Origin of the sequence: Nocardioides sp. CCNWLW239, from assembly GCF_037137035.1 — a bacterium.
Lineage (GTDB): Bacteria > Actinomycetota > Actinomycetes > Propionibacteriales > Nocardioidaceae > Nocardioides.
Map to the genome: position 1 here is coordinate 34,223 of NZ_JBBBNW010000012.1, position 20,530 is coordinate 54,752.

Below are 20,530 nucleotides of genomic sequence, written 5' to 3' on the forward strand. Positions count from 1 at the left end.
GGCTATCCGACGCTCGGCGTGGCCAGGGTGGCTGCGTACGTCTTGGGGCAGGTGCTCCCCGAGCAGGACCGGTACTTCGCCTCGATCGTCCTCAGCTGGGCGACCACCTTGGTGTACCTCGGGTCGCGAGCCAGGTTGCGGGTCTCGTAGGGATCGACGGAGCGGTCGTAGAGGACGGGCGTCCCGCTGGCGGTGACGGTGATGTAGGTGTAGCGGCCGTAACGGATGCCACGGTACTTGCTGGTCGCGCCACCGTTGGTCGGCCAGGCCGCGACCGGGATCGGCCGGTAGAGCGTCTTGCCCGCCTTCACACTGGCCGCGAGCACGCGGGTGATGTCGACCCCGTCCTGGGCCCGCCCCGGCGTAGCGCGCCCGAGCGCGGCGACCGTGGTGGCGATGTCCGGGTTGCCGACCGCGGAGCCGACCTTGACGTTCTTGGGGATCCCGGGACCCACCATGATCAGCGGGATCCGCGAGGCCTGCGAGGACTCCCACAGCTTGCCCTGGCGGTTGTGGTGACCGACGGTGTAGCCGTTGTCGCCGGAGAAGATGATGACGGTACGCCGGTACTGACCGCTGCTCTTGAGGTGGGCGATCGTGCCGGCCACGGCGCGGTCCACCGACTGGGCCGCCTCGATCCGCTGCTGGTAGACGTAGCGCATCACCCGCTTCTGGGCGGCCGTGTAGGGCTTCCCGGCAGTGACCTGGCCCGGCCCGGCGTAGAACATGTCGGGCGTCTTGGGCAGCTCGAGGTGGCGGAAGCGGCCCTTGTCCGCGGGCATCGGCCTGGTGTTCTCCAGCCACAGCGACGGCCGCCCGGGGTAGCGTCGCTTCGGGTCACTGGCCTCGACCGGGCCGCCGGCGTGCGGAGCCACGTAGTTGACCCACAGGAACCACGGCTTCTTGCCGCCGACGTTGGTGCCGGCCCTCTTGATCATCTTGATCGAGCGGTTCTTCAGCGCGACCGAGCTGTAGAGCCCCGGCGACTGGATGGTGCCGTTGGTGTTGAACTTCGGGCTCATCAGGTTGTAGGTCGACATGTCGATCGTCGCCTGCCAGTCGTCCCACCCCGGCTCACCGCGGGAGTAGCGCTCCGAGCCCTTGCCGTAGTTGTTGAGGTATTTGCCGAGGAACATCGTCCGGTAGCCGGCCTTGTCCATCCAGACCGGAAGCGTGTTCCGACGCCCCGTGAAGCCCTGGTAGCCACCGTGGGCGCCGGAGATCGACCAGTTGCGGTGGTTGTGGGCGTACTTCCCGGTCAGCAGGCTCGCCCGCGCCGGCACGCACAGCGGCGTCGGCGCCACCGCGTCGGTGAACGTGGTCCCCTGCTGCGCCAGCAGCCGCTTCACGTTCGGCATGTATCTGACGTCGGTGGCGGCCAGGTCGTCGACGTTGATCATCAGCACGTTGGGCCGTCCCGACTCCAACCGTCCCGGAAGGGCCGCGGCCTCCGCCGTCGACGTCGGTCCGCACAGCCCCGCGACCGTGCTCGCGACCGCTACCGTCGCGATCGAGAGCCGTACGCGCCTCGCTACCCGCATGCCCCACCTGTCAGCTCGTCCCCGCGGTTCCATGTCCAGGCAGTGGCACCGTGCCCGCATCCGAGCGAGCAGGACGAAATCTAGAGGTTCGGTCGACACCGCAGCAATAGACCCCCTGAGGCATTCACCGGGTAGTGCGTGTCCGCTCGCCGGGCGATGCTGGAGAGTCCCCAGGCAGGACGTAGGCTTGCATACCGTGAGTAGCCCGCTTCTCGACCGTGTCAACGCAGCTCTGGCGACCGTGCAGGACCCAGAGATCAAACGTCCCATCACCGAGCTGGGGATGGTCGACTCCGTCTCGATCGACGACGCAGGCGTCGTCAGCGTCAAGGTGCTGCTGACCGTGGCCGGCTGCCCGCTCAAGGACACCATCAACCGCGACACCACCGCAGCGCTGGAGAAGGTCGACGGCGTCACCGGCGTCGACCTCGAGCTGGGCGTGATGACCAACGAGCAGCGCACCGAGATGCGCAACGGGCTCACCGGCGGCCAGGCGCAGCGGGAGATCCCGTTCGCCCAGCCGGGCTCACTGACCAAGGTCTTCGCGATCGCGTCCGGCAAGGGTGGTGTCGGCAAGTCGTCCGTCACCGTCAACCTGGCCGTCGCGATGGCCAAGCAGGGCCTCAAGGTCGGCATCGTCGACGCCGACATCTACGGCCACTCCGTGCCCGCGATGCTCGGCGTGGCCGACTCCCGGCCGACCCAGGTCGACGACCTGATCATGCCGGTGCCCACCGCCTCCGGCGTGAGCGTGATCTCGATCGGGATGCTCAAGCCGCGCCGCGACCAGGTCGTCGCCTGGCGCGGACCGATGCTCGACCGGGCCCTGGTCCAGATGCTCTCCGACGTCTACTGGGGCGACCTGGACGCGCTGCTGCTCGACCTGCCCCCGGGCACCGGCGACGTGGCGATCTCGCTCGGCCAGCACCTGCCCAACGCCGAGATCGTCGTGGTCACCACGCCGCAGGAGGCCGCCGCCGAGGTGGCCGAGCGTGCCGGCACGATGGCCGAGATGATGCATCAGCGCGTCGTCGGTGTCGTGGAGAACATGTCGTGGCTCGTCCTGCCCGACGGCTCCACGATGGAGGTCTTCGGATCCGGCGGCGGCCAGCGGGTCGCGGACACCCTCTCCCAGCGCTTCGGTTCGAAGGTTCCGCTGCTCGCCCAGGTGCCGCTGGAGCAGACGCTGCGCGAGGCGGGCGACGCCGGGAAGCCGATCGTCGAGTCCGACCCGACGGCGGAGTCAGCCAAGGTGCTGGCCGAGGTGGCACGTACGATCTCGGGCCGCGGACGTGGCCTCGCGGGCATGCAGCTGGGCCTCACTCCCACATCCAAGCTCTGACCCTGTAGGTTCTGGCCCGTGTTCGGCATCGGCTTCGCGGAGCTCGCCGTCATCGTCGTGATCGCCATCCTGGTCTTCGGGCCGGACAAGATCCCCGACATGGCACGGCAGATCGCCCGCCTCCTCCACCAGGTGCGCAACCTGGCCAACAACGCGCGCGACGACCTGCGCGGAGAGCTCGGGCCCGCCTACCAGGATCTCGAGCTGCGTGACCTCGATCCTCGTCGGATCGTCAGCAAGCAGATCCAGGAAGCCCTCGCCGAGATCGAGCAGGAAGAGGCCGTCGCCAAGGCACCGAAGCCTCTGCTGGCGGGCGAGAAGCCGCCCTACGACGACCAGGCGACCTAGCAGCTCCTTTCTTTCATCACAGCGGCACCATTCTGTTACCCGTTGGTTTAGAACCAAACAATTCGGGTATGAGGGGTGTGACCGCTCAAGAAAGGAGCGTGCTCGCATGAGCGCTCTACCGTCTCGGGAACCACAGGAGGAGTCGGGACCGTCCCGATCTCCGAGCGACGTACCTCTCGCCGACGTCCAGGAGATGCTCGGCTTCGACCTCCAGCCGCGCCTGGACCCACCACGACCCGAGGGCGGTGAGCCGGCGGACGAGCCGACCCCGATCGTCCCCGCCCGTGGCCACCTGAACGCGTGGATCCCCCAGTTCGCCCAGAAGGTCGCGGAGGTCGTCGGAGGCGACCGTCCGGCGAGCCAGCTGGTCCGCTGGACGACCAAGGACATCTACGCCGACCTGCGCTACCGCGCCAGCCTCACGGCTCGCTCAGGAGCGTACGACCCGGGCTCGGGCCGCAACCAGCCCGTCCGCCCGCGCGTCCACCGCTGCCACGTCTACGAGGTCTCCGACGACATCGTCGAGGCCACCGTCACGATCCGCTTCGGCGCAGGCCTGCGAGCACTCGCGGTCCGGTTCGAGCGCGCCGGTGAGAGCTGGATCTGCACGGTGCTCAACTTCGGAGGCTACGACTGAGCCCAGATCCGCCGATGGCCGCCGTCGCGAGCGTCGCCAGACGGGTGTGATGGCAAGGCGCCGCAGCGAGGACATGCCGGCGCCTGTTGAGCTGCGGCAACGCCGCCAGCGCGCCCGTATGGTGGCGCGCAGCAGGCGGAGATCGGTGGATCTGGGCGGTGGCCGGTCTCAGCCGTTGACGCGGGTGGTGAGGCCGGTCGGGCCGCCGGGGCGGCCGTGGCACTGCTTGAACTTCTTGCCGGAGCCGCACGGGCACTGCTCGTTACGGCCGACCTTGGCGTAGGGGTCGTCGGCGTTGCTGGCGGTGGCGTTCTGCGCCTCGGCCTGACCCTGCTCGTCCGGGCCGGAGAAGGCCAGGTGCTTAGGAGTGGCCGGGCGCTGCAGACCCTTCGCGGTGACCTGCGGGGCGCTGGCAGAAGCCTTGGCCGCCTCGGCCTTCAGCGCGGCGGAGATGTCCTCGAGGCCACCGACCTGACCGACACCCACCGGCGGCTCGGCGAGAGCGCCCTCGTGCATCGGACCGGCGTGACGGGTGCCGTCGGGGTGATAGTGGAACTCGGGCTCGGCCTGCTCGACCTGGACCTCCAGGTTGAACAGGTAGCCGACCGCGGCTTCCTTGATGCCGTCCATCATCGCGGTGAACATGTCGAAGCCCTCGCGCTGGTATTCCACCAGCGGGTCGCGCTGGGAGTAGGCCCGCAGCCCGATGCCCTCGCGCAGGTAGTCCATCTCGTAGAGGTGCTCGCGCCACTTGCGGTCCAGCACCGAGAGCACCACCTGGCGCTCGACCTCGCGCATGCCCTCGGCGCCGATCTCGTCCTCGCGGCGGTCGTAGGCGTCCTGGGCGTCCTGCTTGAGGATCTCGATCAGGTCGTCGCGGTCGATGTCGGCCTTGCTGCCGCCGGCGTCCGCGATCAGCTTCTGCGGCTCGACCGAGACCGGCCAGATCTGCTTGAGATCGGTCCACAGCTGGTCGAGGTCCCACTCCTCGGCGTAGTCCTGGGTCGCTCCGGTGACGACGCCGGTGACGACGTCGTCGATGAAGCCGCGGATCTGCTCCTCGAGGTCGGCGCCCTCGAGGACCTCGCGACGCTCGGCGTAGATCACCTTGCGCTGGCGGTCCATGACGTCGTCGTACTTGAGGACGTTCTTGCGGGACTCGAAGTTCTGGCCCTCGACCTGGGTCTGCGCGTTGGCGATCGACTTGGTCACCGACTTGGCCTCGATCGGCACGTCGTCCGGGATCTTCAGGGTGGTCAGGATGCGGTCGACCCACTCGCCCTTGAACAGGCGCATCAGGTCGTCCTCCAGCGACAGGTAGAAGCGGGACTCGCCCGGGTCTCCCTGACGGCCGGAACGACCACGCAGCTGGTTGTCGATGCGTCGGGACTCGTGGCGCTCGGTGCCGAGGACGTAGAGACCACCCAGCTTGGTGACCTCCTCGTGCTCGGCCTTGACCTGCTCCTTGATCCGCTCGACGGTGGCCGCCCAGGCCTGCTCGTAGGCCTCGGCGGTCTCGCCCGTGGGCTCCAGGCCCTGCTTGCGGAGCTCTTGGTCAGCCAGGAAGTCGACAGAACCACCGAGCATGATGTCGGTGCCTCGGCCGGCCATGTTGGTGGCGACCGTGACCGCGCCCTTGTGACCGGCCAGCGCGACGATCTTGGCCTCGTCCGCGTGGTATTTCGCGTTGAGGACGGTGTGCGGGACGCCGCGCTTCTTGAGGATGTTGCCGAGGTATTCGGACTTCTCCACCGAGACGGTGCCGACCAGCACCGGCTGGCCCTTCTTGTGGCGCTCGACGATGTCGTCGGCGACGGCGTCGTACTTGGCCACCTCGGTGCGGTAGACGAGGTCGGGCTGGTCCTTGCGGATCATCGGCTTGTTGGTCGGGATCGGGACCACGCCGAGCTTGTAGATCTTGTCGAACTCCGACTCCTCGGTCATCGCCGTACCGGTCATGCCGGACAGCTTCTCGTAGAGGCGGAAGTAGTTCTGGAGGGTGATGCTGGCGAGGGTCTGGTATTCCTCGCGGACCTTGACACCCTCCTTGGCCTCGATCGCCTGGTGCAGACCGTCGTTGTAACGGCGACCGGCGAGCATGCGGCCGGTGTGCTCGTCGACGATCAGGACCTCGTCGTTGGCGACGACGTATTCCTTGTCGCGGCGGAAGAGCTCCTTGGCCTTGATCGAGTTGTTCATGAACGAGATCAGCGGCGTGTTGACCGCCTCGTAGAGGTTCTCGATGCCGAGGTGGTCCTCGACGCGGGTGATGCCGCGCTCGAGCACCGCGATGGTGCGCTTCTTCTCGTCGACCTCGTAGTCGACGTCCTTCGTCAGCGACTTGGCGATGGTGGCGAACTCGTCGTACCACTTCACGTCGTCCTCGGTCGGGCCCGAGATGATCAGCGGCGTGCGGGCCTCGTCGATCAGGATCGAGTCGACCTCGTCGACGATCGCGAAGAAGTGACCGCGCTGGACCAGGTCGGCCATGGAGGAGGCCATGTTGTCGCGCAGGTAGTCGAAGCCGAGCTCGTTGTTGGTGCCGTAGGTGATGTCGCAGTTGTAGGCCTCGCGGCGCTGAGCCGGGGTCATCTGCGGCAGGATCACGCCGACGGAGAGGCCGAGGAAGCCGTAGATGCGGCCCATCATCTCGGCCTGGAACTTGGCCAGGTAGTCGTTGACCGTGACCACGTGGACGCCCTTGCCGGCCAGCGCGTTGAGGTAGGCCGGGAGCACCGCGGTCTGGGTCTTGCCCTCACCGGTCTTCATCTCGGCGATGTTGCCGAGGTGGAGCGCCGCGCCGCCCTGGATCTGCACGTCGTAGTGACGCTGGCCCAGGACGCGCTTGGTGACCTCACGGACGGTGGCGAACGCCTCGGCCATGATGTCGTCGAGGTCTTCGCCGTTCTCCAGGCGTTGCTTGAACTCGTCGGTCATCCCGCGCAGCTCGTCGTCACTCATCGCGACGAACTCGTCCTCGATCGCGTTGACGGCCTTCGAGATGGCCTCGAGCTCGCGAAGGATCTTGCCTTCGCCGAGGCGAAGGATCTTGTCGAGAATTGCCACGGTGGCGGGCTCCTACTAGCGGCAGACGGATAGCACGCTCACTCTACCCACCTCCCGGTCACCCGCTCACACCAACGGCACCAGCAGCGGCGCCAGGTCGCCCTTGGGCTCGACCTCGATGGCGCTCAGGCCCAGCCAGCCGGCGAGCCGCTCGAGCTCAGCGGCCAGCTCGACCGCCGTCTCGAGCGGAGCACCCGGCTCCGCAAAGGCACCCTTGACCTGCAGGTTTCCATTCCGGCGGTCGGCCTTCAGGTCAACCCGGCCGACGATGTGCTCACCGAGGAGGAACGGGAGCACGTAGTAGCCGTGGATCCGCTTCGGGGCCGGGGTGTAGATCTCGATCCGGTAGAAGAAGTCGAAGAGCGCCTCGGTGCGCTCCCGCTCCCAGACCAGCGGGTCGAACGGGCTCAGCAGCGCGCGGGCGTCGATGCGACGCGGGAGGCGGGACCCGGTGAAGAGGTAGGCCTGCTTGCGGATGCCCTCGACCGTCACCGGCTCGACCTCACCGGCCTCGATGAGCCGGCTCAGCGCACGGGTCGTGTCGTCCACGCGCATCCGGAAGTAGTCGGCGATGTCCTTGGCGGTGCCGACCCCGTGCGACCTGGCGGCGCGACGTACGAGCTCGAGGTGGGCGTCTTCCTTCGTCGGCGTCGGCGCGTCGAGATAGACCCGCGGGATGACCCGCTCCGGTAGGTCGTAGGCGACCTCGAACTGGTCGTTGCGGTGGGAGATCGCCAGCTCGCCGAACATGTAGAGGATGTCGAGGGTCTTGCGGGAGTCGGACCAGTTCCAGCCCCAGTGGTCCTTGGTCTGCGGACCGGCGTCGTCGAGCGCCGTGGCCGCCTGGCGCGCGGTGAGCGGCCCCTGCTCGGCCACCAGCGCCAGCACCTTCTCCTTCATCCCCTCCGGCACGCTCCCCCACCACTTCGAGCCCTTCTGGGCACGGTAGTGGTCCATCCGCCACTGCATGTGCGGCCACAGCTCGACCGGCATGAAGGCCTGCACGTGCGCCCAGTACTCCACCATCCTGCGGTCCTTGTGACCGCTGCTCGCGCGGTGGAGGAGCCCGGTGTCGTACGCCCCCATCCGGCTGTAGAGCGGCATGTAGTGCGCCCGCTGCAGGACGTTGACGCTGTCGACCTGGAGGACTCCGGTGCGCTCCAGCGTGCGCTGGAACGTACGCATCGTGGGGGTGGTGTGGGGCTTGTCGGCGAATCCCTGCGCCGCGAGCGCGATCCGGCGGGCCTGGGAGCGGCTGAGTGACTGAGAGCGGGGCACGAGTCCGACTCTAGATCCGGTTCCGGACAACTCCCGTCCGGAACCGGTATCCGGCAGCCACACACGTGCGAGATCCTGGGGCCATGGTCGACCACCCAGCTGTCGCCGCGCTCGCCGATCGTCTCGCGACGCTGCCGTGGGTGCGCGGCCTGTACGTCGCGGGCTCGCTCGCCACCCACGACCATGTCCCCGGTGTGAGCGACCTGGACCTGGTCGCGCTCACCGACGGGCCGCCCGACACCGTGCTGCTCACGAGGATCCACGGCGAGCTCGATGCCGGCGTCGCGGCAGGAGCCGACCTCGGCTGTGCGTACGTCGCCACCGACCGCCGCGACGACCACGAGGCGCAGCACCCCACGTGGACGCACGGTCGACTGGTCCATCGGCCGCTGACCACGATCCCCCGCGCGGAGCTGGCCGCCCATGGTCTGACCGTGTTCGGCGACGACGTGCGGACGGCGTTCCCGCCGGTCACCGCGGACGACATCCGGCGGGCCTCACGCGCCGAGGTCTGCGGCTACTGGGCAGACGCGGTCCGGCACCCGGCGTGGTGGATCCTCGAGCCCGAGATCCCGGAGCTGAGCCTGACCGCGATGGCCCGTGGCCGGTACGCCGCCGAGCACGGTCGACTCCTCACCAAGACGGCAGCCATCGAGCTGGCTGATGCTCCGCCGTGGCTTCGCGATCGGTTGAGGGCGCGGCGCCGGGGTGACCCGGCACCGCTCCCCCGCCTACGTACGGCGTGGTTCGCCTGGAACGACGCCCGCCGGACGGTTGGTGCTCTCCGCCGGTGACAGAGAAGCTTCTTTCACAGCGGACCGAAGACCTCTCCCACCTCCGCGTCCAGCTCGAGGGACTCGAGCACGCTCAGCAGCTTGCGCTCCTCGAAGCGGAAGTGGGACTCCATGATCGCGGCGATGCCCTCGAGGTGTTTCCCGAGGTCTTCGGGGGTGGCTGCCCTGTCGACGGCGGCCTGGAGGCCGCCGAGGAGATGGCCGATCATGGAGTGGTCCTGCTCCAACTGCCGGATCGTGTCGCGCAGCTCGGGGTGAGCTGCCCCGATCGCCGGGAACAGCTCCCGGTCCTCGCCCTCGTGGTGTCCTGTCAGGGCAGAGCAGAACCCGTGACAGAACAGCAGCAGGTCACGAGCCGCGGGCTCGGCTGAATCTCCCGCGGCAACGGCTTCCTGCGTCACCCGCAGTGCCGTACGCAGCCGGTCGTGGACCCGCCGCATCTCATCTGCCCAGGCGGTCAGCCTGGTCTTCTCGCCCTCAGTCACGTGAGGGCGAAGGGGACGACACCATCATGTCGATCTCCTTCGTTGTCCGGCGCCTCCATGCCTGACACGGTCTGCCACCGGCACGCGACGCTGGGCTCAGCCTAGCCGAGCCGATCTAGTCGACGTTGAGGAGCTTCTGGCGCACGGCGTACATGACCGCCTCCATGCGCGAGTGGGCCTGGAGCTTCTCCAGGATGTTGCGTACGTGGTTCTTGACCGTGTTCTCCGAGATGAACAGCCGCTTGGCGATCTCGCGGTTGTTGAGGCCCTTGGCGACCAGGCCGAGGACCTCGAGCTCGCGATCGGTGAGCTTGGGGCCAGGGACCGGGGAGCGGTCCGGTCTCGACATCTGCTTGAACTCCTCCATCAGCTTGACCGCCATGGCGGGGCTGATCAGGGACTGGCCGTCGGCGACGACCCGGATCGCCTGAGCGACCTGGTCGATCGAGGAGTCCTTGAGGAGGTAGCCCATCGCACCGGCCTTGACCGCGTCGTAGAGGTCGGCCTCCTCGTCGGACACGGTCAGCATGATGATGTTGGCCGAGGGGACGGCCTCCTTGATGGCGACGCAGGCCTCCAGGCCGGTCTGCTTCGGCATGCGTACGTCGAGAAGCACGACGTCCGGGGCAGACGCCGCAGCGCGCTCGGTGCCCTCGAGGCCGTTGGTCGCCTCGCCGATGACCTCGATGCCGGGTTCGCTCGCGAGCAGCGCGACCAGGCCCCTTCGGAAGAGCTCCTGGTCGTCGACAACCAAGACGCGGACCGGCTCACGATCGGCGGCAGATGTAGATGACACGAATGCATCATGGCACGTAACCCGTGATGACAATGCGAATGGCCGGGACTCATCCATCTGAGGGATGGAAAAGTCCCGGCCGACGTGCTTAGGCGCAGTCGTTCGCCACAGCGGTCAGACGAGGTCTGCGCGGTTGAGCGCGATCACCCCGTAGTCGTATCCCCTCCGGCGGTAGACGACCGACGGCCTCGTCGAGTCCTTGTCGATGTAGAGGTAGAAGTCGTGTCCGACCAGCTCCATCTCGTAGAGGGCCTGGTCGAGCGTCATCGGCTCCGCGGTGTGCGTCTTCTCCCGGACCACCAAGGGCCCCTCCCCCGTCACCGTGATCGGACCGACCTGGTGCTCGCGCACCATGTCCTCCTCGAGCTGCTCCGACTCGGGCGTGGTCGCCAGGCCGTCGGGCTCGATGCCTGCCAGCGCCTGGCCGACCGAGACCGGCGTACGGCGGCCGCGGTGGACTCTGCGACGGTCGGCGGCGCGGCGCATCTGAGAAGCCATCTTGTCGACGGCCAGGTCCAGCGCCCCCATCTTGTCCTCGGCACACGCCTCGGCCCGGATGACCGGACCCTTCGAGTAGGCGGTGAGCTCGACGTGTACGGCGCCCTTGTGCTGGCGCGGGTTGGGCTCGTTGTCGACCTCCACGTTGATCCTGATGATGCGGTGGTCGTGCTTCTCGAGCTTCGCGAGCTTCTCAGCTACGTGAGCGCGATAGCGGTCAGAGACCTCCGCGTTGCGAGCCGTGACGACAACTTCCATGGGTACCTCCCGGTGTTTCGGGGTTGGCGGGATCCCGGACGATCAGCGCATGTGACCTCCGGGGTACGGAGTCCGCCTGGCCGACCTGGTCTTCGACCCCACAACCGCCTGCGGAGGCTTAGCAGCTTGGTGCCACTCCACCTTCTCCCTGCTGGTTCCCGTATCTGACGGGAGGGCAGGGGCAGGACTTATCTCTAAGCCGCACCGTGATCCCCTTGCCCCAGAATCTGGGATCGAAGGGTTACGTGGACCGTTTCGCCTGCGACTGGCATCGGCTTGCCGCTCGGATGCCCGCAACGCGGACCTCTCTGCGACGCAACCACGGACCCAGGCGGACTCCATGTAGTGACGGTAGTTCGGGAAGTTCCCCCACGAAAGGTCTTCAACAGAATTACATCGCGGTTTCCTGAGTTTGAACGCGAGACCGACGTTGAGTGGCCGCTACGGTCGTGATCGCCGTCACACCGAGTCCGACGGATTCCAGCGCTCGTTGAGCCTCCCGCGCGGTCGCGCCGGTGGTGATCACGTCGTCGCACACGATGAACGTCGCTCGCGGGATCGTCCGGGCGAGTGTCCGGATGCCGGACGCCGGGCAGGTGATCGAACCGTCCAGGTTGGCCTGCCGCTGACGGGAGTCGAGCCCGGCCTGGTCCGCGACACCGGGTCGGGTGCGGAGCAGCTGATGATGACGTACGTCGAGACCGTGCCGTCTCAGCAGCGCGGCTGCTCCGCGCGTGATCGCCGCCGTGCTGTCGAGACCGCGCTCACGCACGGAGGCGCGCCGCGAGGGGACCGGGACCAGGACCGTCGCCCCGGTGCCGATGCCGGTCTCGGCCACGGCCTCGAGGACGGAGAGCGCCAGCAGGCCGGCCAAGGGCCGACGGAGACCGAGGAGCTGATGCTCCTTGAGCCCGATGACGAGCTGCTTCAGGGTGCCGTCGTAGGCCCCGGCCGCGAAGACCGGCACGAGGCCGGCCGGCGCGGGGCTCGGCGGGCTCGGCCGGGCTCTGTCCGGGAGGTCGGCGCGACAGCCGGGACACAGCAGCCCGCCCGGGCGCCGGCAGCCTACGCAGCGGCCGCCCACGACCAGGTCATGCCACGCATCGGCGAGACGGTTGCTCATGGTCCTGAGTCGACCAGGGACCCGGCCGACGGGCAACCAGCGACGGAGATCCTGTGGATAACTCTGTGGAGAGTCAGCCCTGGTAGGTGACGTCGGAGAGGTCGGAGGGCAGCTCCAGGTCGAACCGGTCGAGGGGGTCCAGGAGGGTCCAGCGCGAGATCGCGTAGAGCCGGGCCGAGGCCACCGGAGACCCGACGACGCCGGTGACCCGGTCGCTGAGGGTGTAGCGCTCGCCGCTGGGCGCACCGTCGAGCGAGACCGACTGGAAGAGCGCGGTCGATCCGATCTTCTGGACCGCGACGATGGTGGTCGGCGAGGTCCAGGCGATGTCGGTGACCCGCATGGTCGCCGCATCCGGGTGCGGCAGCAGGATGGCCGATGTCGCGGTCGTGATCGCGCCCTTCGAGCTGGCTCGCAGGCGGCTCACCACGATGCGGTCCGAGGACTCGCCGCCGATCACCGCGACGAACCGGGTGCCGTCGCGGGAGACCAGGAACCGGGTCACGTTCTCGCCGGTCACGCCGGGGACGGCGACGCGGACGAGGCGGCCCCCGGCGACGTACATCACCCGGGCGCCGGTGGAGTCCTTGTCGACGAGCCACAGCCGCCCGGCGAGGTCCCAGGAAGGCCGCAGCAGCCGGGTGGCGTCCACGGGAGCCTCGGTGAGCCGGCCGTCGCTGCTCAGCTCGCCGACGACGACACCGGTGCGGTCGGCGGTGACCGCGGCCGCGGTCGATCCGTTGGCGTCGACGGCGACGTCGCTCACGCCGTGGGACTTCGACCACTCCCCGAGCACCGGCACCCACGGCTCGCCGTTCTCACCCGTGCTCGTCACCAGCGCGCCAGCGCGCAGCGCGAAGAGATCGACCCTCGCCGACGTACCGTTGGGGTCGTAGCCGCCGCCGCTCTCCACGTCGAACGTGTCCCCGTAGCCCGGCAGCACCACCGGTTCACCGTCGATCGTCAGCCGGATGCGCTCGACGCTGGTGTCCTGGCGCAGGGTCCACGCCAGCTGGGCGCCCATGAGCTGGAGCTCCTCGGAACTGTGTTCGTCCAGGTCACCGGCGAGGTCGACCTCGGCCACCCCGTCGCGCACGTCCACCGAGCGGGGCTCGCTCGCCTGGGCCGGGAGGGCACTGCGGATCACCCCCTGCGCCTCCTCCCCCGGGCCGCTCAGCAGGCTGGAGACGAGGGTGGTGGCGTAGGAGGTCCCCTTGGGCGCGAAGATCGGCTCCGGCACCAGCGTGCTGCCGGTGGGTTCGACGTAGTAGAGGTTGCTGCGAGCGAAGTGGGTCAGGAACCAGTCCTCCTCGACCACCAGAGCGTCCGGGGCCGAGCTGATCCGCCACTCGCCCTCGGAGCGGGTGAGCTCGAAGTCGAGGATCGCCTCCGAGGCGGCCAGCGCGCCGCGCCATACCCCGCGCTCGTCGAGCCAGCCGGCGTCCTCCAGCTCGACCGAGACCCGCGGCGAGGAGCCGACGTGGGTGCCCAGCTCGCCGTAGACCAGCGTGCGCCCGGCCGGCGCCCAGTTCATCGCCGCGTCCTTGGTGAGGTAGCGGCGCGCATAGGCGGTGCTCATCGGGGTGGCCTTCATGGCGTCGAGGAAGCCGTCGACGATCTCGCCCGGGGACGCGCCCGCGCGCGGGGCTCCGGGGTTGTAGGGGATGACCTCTTCCTGCGCGTCCGGCGCGGCCAGGTCGACCCGCTGGACGGGGCCGGAGTCGGGCACGCCCGAGCACGCCGAGACGAGGAGCGCGAGCGCGGTGAGGATCAGGGCGAGGGAGATTCTCACGATGCCTCCAGGGTGTCGCGGGCGTCGGCCGGTACGAGCGGGAGCGGGCTGTGCCGCAGCGCCGCGCCGGCGTGGCGGGGCAGCGTGAGCCGGAACTGCGCCCCCTGGTCCGGGCGGCCCCAGGCCTGCAGCCAGCCACCATGGAGGTGGGCGTCCTCGAGCGAGATCGACAGGCCCAGACCGGTGCCGCCGCTGGAGCGGTCGCGGGCCGGGTCTGCACGCCAGAACCGGTTGAAGACCAGCGCCGTCTCCCCCGGAGCCAGCCCGACACCGTGGTCGCGCACCGTCAGCGCGGCCGCGTGCTCGTCGCTGTCGACCCGGATGGTGACGGTCTGCCCCACGAGCGCGTGGTCGGTGGCGTTGGCCACCAGGTTGCGTACGATCCGCTCGACCCGGCGGTGGTCGACCTGGGCGATGCACGGGTGGTCCGGCGCGACGATCTTCAGCTCGATGTCGCGCTTGGCGGCCAGCGGTTCGTAGGCCTCCACGACCGCCGTGGCCAGCGCGGTCAGGTCGGTGTCGTAGAGATCGAGGACCGCGGCGCCCGCGTCGAAGCGGCTGATCTCGAGCAGATCACCCAGGAGCGTCTCGAACCGGTCCAGCTCGGTCTGCAGCAGCTCGGCCGCACGTGCCGTCGGGGCGTCGAAGGTGTCCCTGGCCTCGTAGAGGACGTCGCTGGCCATACGGACGGTGGTCAGCGGCGTACGCAGCTCGTGGGAGACGTCGGAGCTGAACCGTCGCTGCACGCGGGAGAGGTGCTCGAGCTGCCGGATCTGGTTCTGCAGGCCGCTGGCCATCTGGTTGAACGAGATCGCCAGGCCGGTGAGGTCGTCCTCGCCGTGCACGACCATCCGCTCCTCGAGGCGGCCGGCCGCGAGCCGCTCGGCGGTTCGCCGGGCGATCCGGATGGGCGTGACGACGTGGCGGGTGACGATCCAGCTGCCGACACCGATCAGCAGGATGAGGATCGCGCCGGCGGCCAGGAGACCGCGGGTGATGACACCGAGCGTCTCCTGCTCCTGGTCCATCGGGAAGAGGAAGTAGATGTTGTAGGTGTCGTCGTGCAGCTCCACCTGCGACCCGATCACGATGCCGGGGGTGGAGGACCGCTCGCCGTCGTCGTAGGAGATCCGGGTGTAGGTCCAGGCGGGCTCGGCGCGGATCGACTGGAACCTGTCCTCGAGCCCGCGCGGGACGCTGCCCACGTCGAGGCCCGGGGTCCACTCGACACCGTCGTCGCTGATCCGGCCGGAGGTCGAGGTGACCGGACCGGCCATGACGACGCCGTAGCCGCGCGAGAGGCTGCGCTGGATGATCGGGTCACCCAGGTCGTTGCGCTGCAGCGGCGTGCCGCCGTTGGCGCCCGAGGTCTCAGCGATGCTCGAGCGTGCCGCGGACAGCTCCTCGGAGGCCTCGGCCTTCGCCGCCGCGACCCGGTCCTGGACCAGCTCGTCGCCGATCTGCTCGAGCAGGATGAGCCCGACCAGGCTGACGGCCCCCGCGGTGAGCAGCACCGTGTAGACCACGACGCGGGTCTGGATCGAACGCCGCCAGGTGGTCAGCAGCTTCTTGGGCGTCCGGGCTGCCGCCTGAAGGACCGGCTGGAGCGTCACACGGGCCCTGCCTTGTAGCCGACACCGCGGACGGTGACGACGATCTCGGGGTTCTCCGGGTCGTGCTCGACCTTGGAGCGCAGCCGCTGGACGTGCACGTTGACCAGGCGGGTGTCGGCGGCGTGGCGGTAGCCCCACACCTGCTCCAGCAGCACCTCGCGGGAGAAGACCTGATGGGGCTTGCGGGCCAGGCACTCGAGCAGGTCGAACTCCAGCGGCGTGAGCTGGATCTGCTTGCCCTCGCGGGTCACCTGGTGGCCGGCGACGTCGATGGTGAGGTCGCCGATCTCGAGCACCTCGGGCAGCGTCTCGCCGTGGCGGCGGACCCGTGCCCGGATCCTCGCGATGAGCTCCTTGGGCTTGAACGGCTTCACCACGTAGTCATCTGCGCCGGACTCGAGCCCGACGACGACGTCCACCGTGTCGCCCTTCGCGGTCAGCATGACGATCGGCACGCCCGAGTCCTTGCGGATCTGCTTGCACACCTCGATGCCGTCCATCCCCGGAAGCATCAGGTCGAGCAGCACCACGTCAGGCTTGTAATCCTGGAACGCGGGCAGCGCAAGGTCACCACGGGCGACCAGTCGCGAGTCGAACCCCTCCTGCCTCAGCACGATCGCCAGCATCTCGCTCAGCGAGGCATCATCATCGACGACGAGGACCTTTCCCTTGGCGGGCTGGTCGGAAGCGCTGCGGTCGGCCATGTGTCAGATTCTGTCACCCAGGGCGTGGGACGTATCACACGAGCCTCCCCACAAGACGCGAGTCGGCGCGTCCTGACGTGATTCCCCGCCGAGTCGGCTCGTCATGACGAGCCGACTCGGCGTGGTGGTGGGTCAGAACGCGCCGACTCGGCGATCAGGCGATCAGTAGCGGTAGTGGTCCGACTTGTAGGGACCCTCGACCGGGACGCCGAGGTAGTCGGCCTGCTCCTGCTTGAGCTCGGTGAGCTCGACCCCGAGGGCGTCGAGGTGGAGGCGGGCGACCTCCTCGTCGAGCGCCTTCGGCAGGACGTAGACGCCGATCGGGTATTCATCCGTCTTGGTGAAGAGCTCGATCTGGGCCAGCGTCTGGTTGGTGAAGGAGTTCGACATCACGAAGCTCGGGTGACCGGTGGCGTTGCCCAGGTTGAGCAGGCGGCCCTCGGACAGCACGATGATCTTCTTGCCGTCGGGGAAGATCCACTGGTGGACCTGCGGCTTGATCTCGTCCTTGACGATGCCCGGGATCTTGGCCAGGCCGGCCATGTCGATCTCGTTGTCGAAGTGACCGATGTTGCCGACGATGGCCTGGTTCTTCATCTTCTCGAAGTGCTCGACCCGGATGATGTCGAAGTTGCCGGTCGTGGTGATGAAGATGTCGGCGGTCTCGACGACCGACTCCAGGCGGCGGACCTCGTAGCCGTCCATCGCCGCCTGCAGCGCGCAGATCGGGTCGATCTCGGTGACGATGACGCGGGCACCCTGGCCGCGCAGCGACTCCGCCGAGCCCTTGCCGACGTCGCCGTAGCCGCACACGACCGCGACCTTGCCGCCGATCATCACGTCGGTCGCACGGTTGATGCCGTCGATGAGCGAGTGACGGCAGCCGTACTTGTTGTCGAACTTCGACTTGGTGACCGAGTCGTTGACGTTGATCGCCGGGAAGAGGAGCGAGCCCTCCTTGAACCGGTCGTAGAGGCGCAGGACACCGGTGGTGGTCTCCTCGGTGACGCCCTTGATGCCGTTGGCGATGTTGGTCCAGTACTGCGGGTCGTTCTTCAGGCTGCGGTCGAGGACGCGCAGGACCTCCTTGAACTCCTCGTTGTCGGTGGAGTCCTGGCCCGGCACCTCCCCGGCCTTCTCGAACTCGACACCCTTGTGGAGGAGCAGCGTGATGTCGCCGCCGTCATCGAGGAGCATGTTGGGGCCGACCTGGTTGCCGTCGGCATCGGTGAACTGGAAGACCTTCTCGGCCTCGTCCCAGTATTCCGCCAGGGTCTCGCCCTTCCAGGCGAAGACCGGGGTGCCCTGGGGGTCCTCGGGGGTGCCCTCACCGACGACGACCGCAGCGGCCGCGTGGTCCTGGGTGGAGAAGATGTTGCAGGTGGCCCAGCGTACGTCCGCACCGAGCGCGGTCAGCGTCTCGATGAGCACACCGGTCTGGATGGTCATGTGCAGAGACCCGGCGATACGAGCACCCTTGAGCGGCTGGTCCTTGCCATAGCGCTCGCGCATGGCCATCAGGCCCGGCATCTCGTGCTCGGCGAGGGAGAGCTCCTTGCGGCCGTAGTCGGCCAGGCTCAGGTCGGCAACCTTGTAGTCCATGGTTATTCCTTACCGAAGTGTTGCGGGCCTGCGTCGCGCATCTGCGCATCAGCGGGATCTCCCACGCAGGGTCTCCCCAGACTACAAGCGCTGGTCGACGGGGACGGTAATCCGCAACCAACAGTTCTGCTCGTAACCCTGTCGAAAACTAGAACGAGTTCCTATTATTGGCGGGCATGACGGCAACGACTCCTGACCCGCAGACGGTCCAGGGTGACTGCACCCCTGCGTACGCTCCCCTGCGCGACCTGCTCGCGCGCAACCTCGCCTCCGGGACCGATCTCGGCGCCTCCGTCGCGGTGATCCGGGACGGCGAGCTCCTGGCAGACCTGTGGGGCGGTGAGGCACGGCCGGGCCGGCCCTGGGAGGCGGACACCATCGTCCGGGTCTGGTCGGTGACCAAGACGATGGCGTCGCTGACGGCCCTCGTGCTCGCCGACCGGGGTCAGCTGGACCTGGACGCGCCGGTCGCGGACTACTGGCCGTCCTTCGCGGACGAGCGGATCCTCGTCCGCCACCTGCTCTCCCACACCTCCGGCATGTGCGGCTGGACCGAGCCGCTGTCCACCGAGGCGCTCCTGGACCTGCCGCTCGCCAACGAGATGCTCGCCCGGCAGGAGCCGTGGTTCGAGCCGGGTTCCGGGTCGGGCTACCACATGGTCTCCTACGGGCACCTGGTCGACGGTCTGGTCCGTGGCGTCACCGGAAGGCCGCTCTCGGAGGTGTTCGCCGAGCTGGTCGCGAAGCCGCTGGGGGCCGACTTCCACCTCGGCGTCCCGGAGAGCGAGCTGGGTCGCTGCGCGGACCTCGAGGCTCCCCCGCCAGGAGGGATCGACGTCGCCGCGCTGCCCGAGGGCAACCTGATGATCCCCACGCTGGTCAACCCGAAGCTCGATCCGGCCGCGTTCAACTCCGCGCCGATGCGTACGGTCTCGCTGGCGGGGATCAACGGGCACGGCAACGCCCGCTCGATCGCGCGGATCCAGTCGGCCGTCTCCCACGGCGGCGAGGTCGGCGGCGTACGTCTGCTGTCGCCCGCCACGGTCGAGCGGATCTTCGAGGTGCAGGCCGACGGTGTCGACCAGGTCCTGCTGACACCGATGCGGTGGGGCATCGGCTACGGGCTGCCGCAGCCGGTCGCGGCGCCGGCGGTGCCCGAGGGACGGGTGTGCTGGTGGACGGGCTACGGCGGCGCGATCGTGGTCAACGACCTGGAGCGGCGGGTCACGGTGGCGTACGCGATGAACCGGATGACCCAGCACATGACCTCCTCGGAGCGCACCGATGCCTACGTGCGCACCGCTTTCGAGTGCGTGGAGGCCGCCTCATGAACGACACCAAGGTCTGCATCATCGGGGCCGGCTGCTCGGGGATCACGACCGCCAAGCGGCTCAAGGAGTTCGGGATCGCCTACGACCAGTTCGAGCTCTCCGACGACGTCGGCGGCAACTGGTACTTCCGCAACCCCAACGGTCTCTCCTCGGTCTACGAGTCGCTGCACATCGACACCTCGACCAGCAGGCTGGAGTTCGAGGACTTCCCGGCGCCGGAGTCGTTCCCGCACTTTCCGCACCACACCCTGATCCACCGCTACTTCCGCGACTACACCGACCATTTCGGGCTGCGGGACGCGATCACGTTCAACACCGGGGTCGAGCGGGCCACCCAGCGCGAGGACGGCTCGTGGGAGGTCACCCTGTCGACCGGGGAGACCCGCTCCTACACCGATCTGGTGGTCGCCAACGGCCACCACTGGTCACCGCGGCTGCCGTCCTGGGACGGCGAGTTCGCGGGCGAGATCATCCACAGCCATGCGTACGTCTCCCCCTTCGAGCCCCTCGAGATCCGCGGCAAGCGGGTGATCGTGGTCGGGATGGGCAACTCGGCGATGGACATCGCCTCGGAGCTGTCCTCGCCGTGGATGGCATCGAAGCTGTACGTCTCGGCCCGCCGTGGCGTATGGGTGCTGCCGAAGTATCGCAACGGCCAGCCGGCCGACAAGGTGATGGCACCGCCCGACATCCCCAAGGAGCAGGCGCTGGCGGCCTCGCGCGAGCTGATCCGTGGGCTGGTCGGGTCGATGTCGACGTACGGACTGCCGGAGCCCGACCACGAGCCGCTCTCCGCGCACCCGTCGGTCAGCGCCGACTTCCTGACCAAGGCCGGCTCGGGCGACATCCACATGCTTCCCGAGATCGCGCGGTTCGAGGGGTCGACCGTGCATCTCGTCGACGGCTCCTCGGTCGAGGCGGACGTCGTCATCGCGGCCACCGGCTACGACATGTCGTTCCCGTTCTTCGACCCCGACGAGATCTCGCTGCACCCCGACGCCGACCACCGCTACCCGCTGTTCAAGCGGATGATCAAGCCGGGCGTGGACCACCTCTACTTCATGGGGCTCGCGCAGTCCTCCCCCACGATCGTCAACCTCGCCGAGCAGCAGTCCAAGCTGCTGGCTCGCCTGCTCACCGGCCGCTATGCGCTTCCACCGGTCGAGGAGCAGGAGCGGATCCTGAAGGCCGACGAGGAGGCTCACCTGGCGCAGTACTACGCCGCCCCGCGCCACACCATCCAGATCGACTTCGCCCGCTACGTCGTCGACCTGATGGCCGAGATCGAGGCCGGGGAGGCACGCGCGGCCGGGGCCGCGTAG

General features: G+C 68.5%; 17 protein-coding genes. 6 read left to right on the forward strand and 11 right to left on the reverse strand.

Going from position 1 to position 20,530, the window contains the following annotated elements; all coding sequences use genetic code 11:
• Positions 1-2: 2 nt before the first annotated feature.
• Positions 3-1,541: a sulfatase-like hydrolase/transferase gene (locus WBG06_RS26140; RefSeq protein ID WP_336740697.1), complete on the reverse strand. Its 1,539-nt coding sequence runs from the start codon at positions 1,539-1,541 to the stop codon at positions 3-5.
• A gap of 196 nt (positions 1,542-1,737) precedes the next feature.
• Here WBG06_RS26140 and WBG06_RS26145 point away from each other — a divergent pair, with 196 nt between their 5' ends.
• The 3 genes from WBG06_RS26145 to WBG06_RS26155 all read left to right on the forward strand — a co-directional run bounded on the left by WBG06_RS26145 (position 1,738) and on the right by WBG06_RS26155 (position 3,868).
• The gene (locus WBG06_RS26145) at positions 1,738-2,883 is read left to right on the forward strand and encodes an Mrp/NBP35 family ATP-binding protein (protein ID WP_336740698.1); all 1,146 of its coding nucleotides are present in this window, start codon (positions 1,738-1,740) and stop codon (positions 2,881-2,883) included.
• Between the two features lie 18 nt (positions 2,884-2,901).
• Positions 2,902-3,231, forward strand: coding sequence for a sec-independent translocase (locus WBG06_RS26150; RefSeq protein ID WP_183544053.1), 330 nt, complete (start codon positions 2,902-2,904; stop codon positions 3,229-3,231).
• A 106-nt stretch (positions 3,232-3,337) separates the two neighbouring features.
• A complete protein-coding gene (locus WBG06_RS26155) occupies positions 3,338-3,868 on the forward strand; it encodes an Rv3235 family protein (protein ID WP_336740702.1) in 531 nt (176 codons plus the stop codon).
• A 168-nt stretch (positions 3,869-4,036) separates the two neighbouring features.
• Here the strand turns inward: WBG06_RS26155 and secA are convergent, their stop codons facing one another.
• Both secA and WBG06_RS26165 read right to left on the reverse strand, forming a co-directional pair.
• Positions 4,037-6,934, reverse strand: a complete 2,898-nt coding sequence (gene secA, locus WBG06_RS26160; protein WP_336740705.1) for a preprotein translocase subunit SecA — start codon at positions 6,932-6,934, stop codon at positions 4,037-4,039.
• 66 nt (positions 6,935-7,000) lie between these two features.
• Positions 7,001-8,212: a winged helix-turn-helix domain-containing protein gene (locus WBG06_RS26165; RefSeq protein WP_336740707.1), complete on the reverse strand. Its 1,212-nt coding sequence runs from the start codon at positions 8,210-8,212 to the stop codon at positions 7,001-7,003.
• An 83-nt stretch (positions 8,213-8,295) separates the two neighbouring features.
• Between WBG06_RS26165 and WBG06_RS26170 the strand changes: the two genes are divergently transcribed.
• Positions 8,296-9,006, forward strand: a complete 711-nt coding sequence (locus tag WBG06_RS26170; RefSeq protein ID WP_336740709.1) for a hypothetical protein — start codon at positions 8,296-8,298, stop codon at positions 9,004-9,006.
• Positions 9,007-9,020: 14 nt separating this feature from the next.
• Here WBG06_RS26170 and WBG06_RS26175 read toward each other — a convergent pair whose 3' ends face one another.
• The 8 genes from WBG06_RS26175 to ahcY all read right to left on the reverse strand — a co-directional run bounded on the left by WBG06_RS26175 (position 9,021) and on the right by ahcY (position 17,877).
• Positions 9,021-9,491 (reverse strand): hemerythrin domain-containing protein, encoded by a 471-nt coding sequence (locus WBG06_RS26175; protein WP_336740710.1) that lies wholly within the window; start codon positions 9,489-9,491, stop codon positions 9,021-9,023.
• Positions 9,492-9,606: 115 nt separating this feature from the next.
• Positions 9,607-10,287 carry a response regulator transcription factor gene (locus WBG06_RS26180; RefSeq protein WP_336740712.1) on the reverse strand — a complete coding sequence of 227 codons (681 nt, stop codon included), beginning with the start codon at positions 10,285-10,287 and terminating at the stop codon, positions 9,607-9,609.
• A gap of 114 nt (positions 10,288-10,401) precedes the next feature.
• Positions 10,402-11,043, reverse strand: a complete 642-nt coding sequence (gene hpf / locus WBG06_RS26185) for a ribosome hibernation-promoting factor, HPF/YfiA family (protein WP_336740714.1) — start codon at positions 11,041-11,043, stop codon at positions 10,402-10,404.
• Positions 11,044-11,434: 391 nt separating this feature from the next.
• Positions 11,435-12,166 (reverse strand): ComF family protein, encoded by a 732-nt coding sequence (locus tag WBG06_RS26190; protein WP_336740716.1) that lies wholly within the window; start codon positions 12,164-12,166, stop codon positions 11,435-11,437.
• A gap of 73 nt (positions 12,167-12,239) precedes the next feature.
• A complete protein-coding gene (locus WBG06_RS26195; RefSeq protein WP_336740719.1) occupies positions 12,240-13,958 on the reverse strand; it encodes an LpqB family beta-propeller domain-containing protein in 1,719 nt (572 codons plus the stop codon).
• A complete protein-coding gene (gene mtrB / locus WBG06_RS26200) occupies positions 13,955-15,571 on the reverse strand; it encodes an MtrAB system histidine kinase MtrB (protein WP_336740721.1) in 1,617 nt (538 codons plus the stop codon). Before mtrB ends, WBG06_RS26195 begins: the two co-directional genes overlap by 4 nt.
• Positions 15,568-16,275: an MtrAB system response regulator MtrA gene (gene mtrA, locus WBG06_RS26205; RefSeq protein ID WP_336740723.1), complete on the reverse strand. Its 708-nt coding sequence runs from the start codon at positions 16,273-16,275 to the stop codon at positions 15,568-15,570. Before mtrA ends, mtrB begins: the two co-directional genes overlap by 4 nt.
• A gap of 162 nt (positions 16,276-16,437) precedes the next feature.
• Entirely contained in the window at positions 16,438-17,877 is a 1,440-nt protein-coding gene (ahcY, locus tag WBG06_RS26210; protein ID WP_336740725.1) for an adenosylhomocysteinase, read from the reverse strand.
• 176 nt (positions 17,878-18,053) lie between these two features.
• On the opposite strand from ahcY, the gene WBG06_RS26215 reads away from it, so the two are divergent.
• Together WBG06_RS26215 and WBG06_RS26220 are read left to right on the forward strand one after the other, a co-directional pair.
• Positions 18,054-19,208 (forward strand): serine hydrolase domain-containing protein, encoded by a 1,155-nt coding sequence (locus tag WBG06_RS26215; RefSeq protein ID WP_336740727.1) that lies wholly within the window; start codon positions 18,054-18,056, stop codon positions 19,206-19,208.
• Entirely contained in the window at positions 19,205-20,530 is a 1,326-nt protein-coding gene (locus WBG06_RS26220) for a flavin-containing monooxygenase (protein WP_336740729.1), read from the forward strand. The genes WBG06_RS26215 and WBG06_RS26220 overlap by 4 nt, the downstream gene beginning before the upstream one ends.

Excerpts from the sequence above, each read along its gene's own strand:
- hpf (WP_336740714.1), bottom strand. The coding sequence starts at position 11,043 with ATGGAAGTTGTCGTCACGGCTCGCAACGCGGAGGTCTCTGACCGCTAT.
- WBG06_RS26140 (WP_336740697.1), bottom strand. The coding sequence starts at position 1,541 with ATGCGGGTAGCGAGGCGCGTACGGCTCTCGATCGCGACGGTAGCGGTC.
- WBG06_RS26215 (WP_336740727.1), top strand. The coding sequence starts at position 18,054 with ATGACGGCAACGACTCCTGACCCGCAGACGGTCCAGGGTGACTGCACC.
- WBG06_RS26155 (WP_336740702.1), top strand. The coding sequence starts at position 3,338 with ATGAGCGCTCTACCGTCTCGGGAACCACAGGAGGAGTCGGGACCGTCC.
- ahcY (WP_336740725.1), bottom strand. The coding sequence starts at position 17,877 with ATGGACTACAAGGTTGCCGACCTGAGCCTGGCCGACTACGGCCGCAAG.
- mtrA (WP_336740723.1), bottom strand. The coding sequence starts at position 16,275 with ATGGCCGACCGCAGCGCTTCCGACCAGCCCGCCAAGGGAAAGGTCCTC.
- WBG06_RS26190 (WP_336740716.1), bottom strand. The coding sequence starts at position 12,166 with ATGAGCAACCGTCTCGCCGATGCGTGGCATGACCTGGTCGTGGGCGGC.
- WBG06_RS26170 (WP_336740709.1), top strand. The coding sequence starts at position 8,296 with ATGGTCGACCACCCAGCTGTCGCCGCGCTCGCCGATCGTCTCGCGACG.
- WBG06_RS26220 (WP_336740729.1), top strand. The coding sequence starts at position 19,205 with ATGAACGACACCAAGGTCTGCATCATCGGGGCCGGCTGCTCGGGGATC.